This is a genomic window from Campylobacter sp. RM12654 (assembly GCF_020137585.1).
In the GTDB taxonomy this organism is placed as follows: Bacteria; Campylobacterota; Campylobacteria; order Campylobacterales; family Campylobacteraceae; genus Campylobacter_E.
This window is the reverse complement of record NZ_JACGAR010000095.1, coordinates 1-286: the sequence shown is the minus strand read 5'-3', so window position 1 is coordinate 286 and position 286 is coordinate 1. Positions and strand designations below refer to the sequence as shown.

At 26.2% G+C, this 286-nt stretch carries 1 protein-coding gene; it reads left to right on the top strand.

The window, feature by feature from the left end:
* Positions 1–286: glycosyltransferase family 2 protein (locus AVBRAN12654_RS09460; RefSeq protein ID WP_336614403.1), on the top strand; the 286-nt coding region annotated here is incomplete at its 3' end.

Sequence of the window (286 nt, the reverse complement as noted above, 5' to 3'; positions counted from 1 at the left end):
ATGCCACTAATATCAATAATCCTACCAACTTATAATGTTGAAAAATATATTGCAAGAGCACTTGAAAGCTGCATAAATCAAACTTTAAAAGATATAGAAATAATAGTAGTAGATGATAAAGGTCAAGATAAAAGCATTGATATTGCAAAAGAATTTGCAAATAAAGATAGTAGGATAAAAATTATTGATAATATAACAAATAAAGGCACTTATGAAGCTAGAAATATAGGTGTAAGAAATGCTAACTCTGAATTAATTATGTTTTTAGACCCAGATGATGAATTAG